The 5,041-nt window shown below is 57.1% G+C and carries 4 protein-coding genes and 1 pseudogene; 4 read left to right on the top strand and 1 reads right to left on the bottom strand.

The features are described 5' to 3' along the window. The 3 genes and pseudogenes from HY26_RS16155 to HY26_RS16145 all read left to right on the top strand — a co-directional run. Nucleotides 1–306: pseudogene (locus HY26_RS16155) on the top strand (hypothetical protein); the annotation flags it as partial. Next, nucleotides 303–1,331: a glycosyltransferase family 4 protein gene (locus HY26_RS16150; protein WP_112074119.1), complete on the top strand. Its 1,029-nt coding sequence runs from the start codon at nucleotides 303–305 to the stop codon at nucleotides 1,329–1,331. The pseudogene HY26_RS16155 and the gene HY26_RS16150, both read left to right, overlap by 4 nt. Nucleotides 1,332–1,401: 70 nt before the next feature. Continuing rightward, entirely contained in the window at nucleotides 1,402–1,776 is a 375-nt protein-coding gene (locus HY26_RS16145; protein WP_146740263.1) for a hypothetical protein, read from the top strand. Between the two features lie 264 nt (nucleotides 1,777–2,040). Here the strand turns inward: HY26_RS16145 and ppsA are convergent, their stop codons facing one another. After that, nucleotides 2,041–4,446, bottom strand: a complete 2,406-nt coding sequence (ppsA, locus tag HY26_RS16140) for a phosphoenolpyruvate synthase (RefSeq protein ID WP_112074117.1) — start codon at nucleotides 4,444–4,446, stop codon at nucleotides 2,041–2,043. Nucleotides 4,447–4,835: 389 nt separating this feature from the next. Between ppsA and HY26_RS16135 the strand changes: the two genes are divergently transcribed. Further along, a partial coding sequence (locus HY26_RS16135; RefSeq protein ID WP_158531538.1) for a cation-transporting P-type ATPase occupies nucleotides 4,836–5,041 on the top strand: 206 nt, incomplete at its 3' end.

Genomic DNA, 5,041 nt, shown 5'->3' with positions numbered 1-5,041 from the left:
GGGGCAGGCTTCCGCGAATTCGATACCGTGCCGCCGTTCGATCATGTCCGGGATCTCGCCGGCTGGCTGGGTGAGCAGCGCAACGATCTTGAGGCCCCGGCCATTGCCGCCGTGCCGGAGATTGCCGGTGTGCTGGAAATGCTGAAGGCATTGCCAGACGCGCTGCTGGCCCGAATGAGCGGATCGGGGGCGACCTGTTTTGCCCTGTTCGACACCGAAGAAGCCGCCCGCCGGGCCGAAGCGCAGCTCAGCGCCGACCGGCCGGACTGGTGGATCCGGGCAACCACGCTGGGAGACGCCGTGTGAGCTGGGAAGCGATGACCTTTATCCGCCTGATGGGGCCGGTCCTCCTGTCGGCGGCGCTGTGTGGTATGATGTTCCTTGTGCGGATTGATGACGCGCCGGATGGCGGCCGCAAGGTGCAGGCCGCACCGGTGCCAAGCTCCGGCGGGGTGGCCATCCTGATCACGCTGGCTGTATCGGCCTGGCTTGCGGGCGAGGCGGGGCTGATCTCGCAGAACTGGACCCGCAACGGCACACAGACCGTGCTGGCCGTGACTTTCGCGGCCGGGGCCATCGGCTTCGTGGACGATAAGTGGGGCATGAGCGCCTGGCTGAAGCTGGTGTTGACCGCCACGCTGGCCATCAGTTTTGCGGTGCTGGACCCGGGCCTGCGCCTCGCCAGCCTGCCATTGCCGCTGGTCATGGCGGGCGTCGCCTTCTGGCTGCTGGTCACCATGAATGGTGTGAACTTCATGGACGGCTCCAACGGCCTCGCCATGGGATCAAGCGCGATCATGCTGCTCGGCGCGGCAGGTGTGTTCTGGCGGGTGGATCCTGCGCTGCCGTCACCGGCGCCAGACCTCGCCTTTCTCTGCGTGACAGCCGCGCTCGCCATTCTGGGCTTCCTCGCCTGGAACCTGCCGGGCAAACTCTATGCGGGCGACTCCGGCGCCTTCGGTATAGGCGCCTTCTTCGGCGGCGTGGGCATCATTGTCGGCGTCGTCTCGACCATCTGGACCGCTGCGATTCTGTTCCTGCCTTTCCTGGTGGACGTGGTGCTGACCGTCCTGTGGCGCGCAAAGAACGGCCAGTCCGTCATGACCGCCCACCGCGATCATGCCTACCAGCTGTTCCTGCGCAGCGGCTGGAAGCATATTCCTGTTGCCGTGCTCTGGTGGGTCTTCAGCTGGGCCTGCGCGCTCGCCGCGATGAACGTGCCGGATGGGCTGGCCGCGTTCGCCTTCTTTGGGCTGATAATCGTGGGGAGTGGCCTCTGGTTTCTACAGCGCCTCACGCTGGGCAGGAGGCTCGCGGCAGAGGGGCATTAAACACCTGCGCCTTGAAAGTCAGTTCAATAAAGAGCCGTCGTAAATGGCCATTGTTCGCCGGTAGCGGACATTGACTGGAAGAGCGATCGATGCAGATTTTCCTGCGACAAATTCGGCGCTGTTTGTGGAGGACAGGTTGAGAAAAGCAACGCTCGCAGGACTTATTCTGTTGAATGTTTTTGATGTCGTTCTTCACGTAGCGATTGATCGCGCAGAGCCAATCCGGATTACCGGGAACACTTTGATTATCTTGGCCGCGGCCTTCTCAATATTCTCAACATCAATTTCAAATGGGCGTCGGGCCGTCGCAGTCGGGCTCATTGGTTACGTCGGGCTCAACGCATGGTTCGTGCTGCAGTCGGGAATTGGGCCGGTGGGCGTGGGGCTGATTGCCATTACCAGCGCAATTTCAGGAATATACCTCCTGAGAGCGCGATCCGATTAGGGCGCCACTACCGGCAATTACTCGCCGAAAGCTGCCGCTGCCTTTGTGGGTCAGAACACGTCTCCCAATCCTTCGCCCCAATTGGCTGAGCATCGCCGATTACAGGCCTTTGGTTCAATTTTGCAACCTGCATCATTACCGCAAGCTGGATGATCTCGGACGGCGTCTTGAAATAGGGAAATAGCTTCTGGCCTACTCCTGGAGCCCAAGTATCCAGGATGAGCCTCCTTAAGGTCGTTTAAAGAAATATTACCCCTTCTCTGGTCAGCCAGCCTGTTCGGATCGTGCTTCGGAACGGGCAACCTGCTGCTTCACTTGCCAGAAGCTATCCGGGGTCACCGAAATCGAGTCTATTCCGCACTTCACAAGAAAATCTGCGAATGCCGGCTTGTTGCTGGGGGCTTGTCCGCAAAAGCCAACTTTCGCTCCCACCGCATGCGCCTTTTCTATAACTGTTCGGATCATCCACTGAACGGCCGGGTCGCTCTCGTCGAAGATGTCAGCAAGAAGTTTCGAATCCCTATCAACGCCGAGCGTGAGTTGAGTAAGATCATTCGACCCGATGGAGAAACCGTCAAAGCGCTGAGCGAACTCCTTCGCCAGCACGACGTTCGAAGGAATTTCGCACATGACATAGATTTCAAGCCCGTTATCGCCACGTTCAAGCCCATTTTCAGCCATCACCTCCAGAACGCGATCCGCTTCAGTTAGAGTACGGCAAAAGGGGATCATGACCACCACATTTGACAAGCCGATCTCCTCTCGCAGTTTGCGGATCGCCTGGCATTCCAGAGCAAAACCGTCCCTGTAAAGCACAGAATAATAGCGGGCTGCGCCCCTGAAGCCGATCATAGGATTTTCTTCATCAGGCTCGAACTGACGTCCGCCGATCAGGCTCGCATATTCGTTCGTTTTGAAATCGCTCATCCTGATGATCACCGGATGCGGATATTGCACTGCAGCGATCTCGGCGAGCCCCCGGGAGAGACGGTCAACAAAATAGTCGCGGCCGTCGGAATAGCCGCTGGTCAGATGGCTGATTACTTGCCTGGCGTCCGCGTCTGTTAACTTGTCAGGATCGAGTAGCGCCATAGGATGCACACGTACATAGTTTGAAATAACAAATTCCATACGCGCTAATCCGACACCGTCTGCAGGCAGTTGCCACCAGCGATAAGCGGCCGAAGGGTCGGCCATATTGAGCATAACCTGGGTTCGCGTATCCGGCAGGTCGACGATATCCAACTCCTCAAATTGAATTTCTGCCTGGCCGGCGTAAACGCGGCCTTCATCGCCTTCCGCGCATGAAACCGTAACCTCATCGCCTGATTTGAGTTTCGCCGTTGCGTTTTCGGCGCCGACCACTGCAGGCAGACCCAGCTCACGGCTGATAATCGCAGCATGCGAGGTGCGCCCACCGTGATCGGTCACGATGGCGGCAGCACGTTTCATGATGGGAACCCAGTCCGGATCCGTAGTGCTTGTCACCAACACTGCACCATCAATAAATGATCCAATCTGATCTGGGCTTTCCACCACCTGCACAACACCGGCAGCTGCGCGGTCTCCAACGCTGAGGCCGCGTACTAGGATGTCTCCCTTGTTCTTGAGGCTGTAATTACGAATGACGCCCGCCTTGGTCATGGCCCGGACGGTTTCAGGCCGTGCCTGGACTACATAGATGTCTCCGGTCACACCATCTTTTGCCCACTCCATATCCATCGCGCAGCCATAATGATTTTCAATGGACACGGCCCAGCGAGCCAGCTGCAAAATCTCGTCATCATCGAGAACGATCGTGCGCTGCTCTTCCGGCGATGTTTCGACTATTATGGTCGGCGCGCCAGAGCCCTCGCCGTAGACCATCTTCACGGTCTTCTCGCCAAGCTTTCGCTTGAGAATGGGTTTGCATGACAGGTCGGCGAGCAGAGGTTTGAAAACGTGATATTCATCTGGATCGACGACCCCCTGCACGACTGTTTCGCCCAGTCCCCAAGCTGCATTGATAAGCACGATCCGATCAAATCCTGTCTCGGTGTCAATGGAGAACATAACGCCTGATGCCCCGTGATCGGCACGAACCATACACTGTACACCAACAGAAAGTCCGACATGCATATGGTCGAAACCCTTGGTGTCGCGGTAGCTGATAGCTCGGTCCGTAAACAGCGAGGCGAAACACTTCCGGCAAGCGTCAAGGAGTGCGTCTTCGCCGGAGACATTCAGAAATGTTTCCAGCTGCCCAGCGAAACTGGCTTCGGGAAGGTCCTCCGCCGTCGCGCTTGACCTCACTGCGACAGACGGAATGTGATGAGCCGACATAGTCCCGAGTTCACGGTACGCATCCCTCACCGCCCGACAGACCTCGTCCGGCCAGTTTCCATCAAGGAACAACCTTCGGATCCTATCGCCAGCGGCCTGAAGGTCGATTTCGCGGCGCCCATAACGAGCGAGTTCCTCTTTGATGGGTACCCTGAGATCATTCTTATCCACAAAACGCCAATAGGCGTTAGATGTGAGCGCGAATCCCGGCGGTACTCTCACCCCCGCCTGCCGGAGTTTCGAGCTGAGTTCTCCCAGGGAGGCGTTTTTACCCCCCACAAGGGGGCCATCCGTGCGCCCGATTTCGTGAAACCAGGCAATCAAATCTGAGGGATTGGACGCAGCCATAAGAAAATTCCCTGTTCTGAGCAAAGACATTCACACAAGTCTTTTACCAAGTTCGTCATAAGGTCGAAATAGGAGAAGCTCGGGTTTAAACTTTGAACACCCTAGCCAAATCAGGTAGGCCAGCTTTACTGCCTGAACAGCCGTAATGGGCCAGGACGCGTCTCTCGAAACACCGTTGTTGATCGGCAATCACTCGCCGAAAGCAGACATCTCCAGAACCGCCGGTTGCGAATCCGTGCGAGATCCGTCGAGGTGTAGGAGCAAATCAGGACCGCTATGGTCCTGGAAACGTAGAAAATGTTCTTTTGAATTGTTCCAGAAACGCTGGTAAATTCACGCGATGCGATCCGGGGACTTTCTAGATTTGACCGTGAAGTCTGGAGCCTGACTTGGACCGGGAAGTACCTCTTGATCGGCTTGTTGGTTTGTCGAACGACCAGACCAGTCTCGCCTCAAGCCAGGTCACCGAACGCCGCACACAGTATGGCGCAAACGCCATTCTCGAAGAAGCGTCGTCGAATTGGTACAATATCATTCGGAATACGATTCAGGATCCGATGATTTGTGGTCTGCATCCCGAAAAGTGGTCCGGTAT

The sequence above is a fragment of the Hyphomonas sp. GM-8P genome (assembly GCF_003263315.1).
GTDB lineage: Bacteria > Pseudomonadota > Alphaproteobacteria > Caulobacterales > Hyphomonadaceae > Hyphomonas.
The sequence above is the reverse complement of the archived record's forward strand: the minus strand, read 5'-3'. Positions and strand labels throughout refer to the sequence as shown.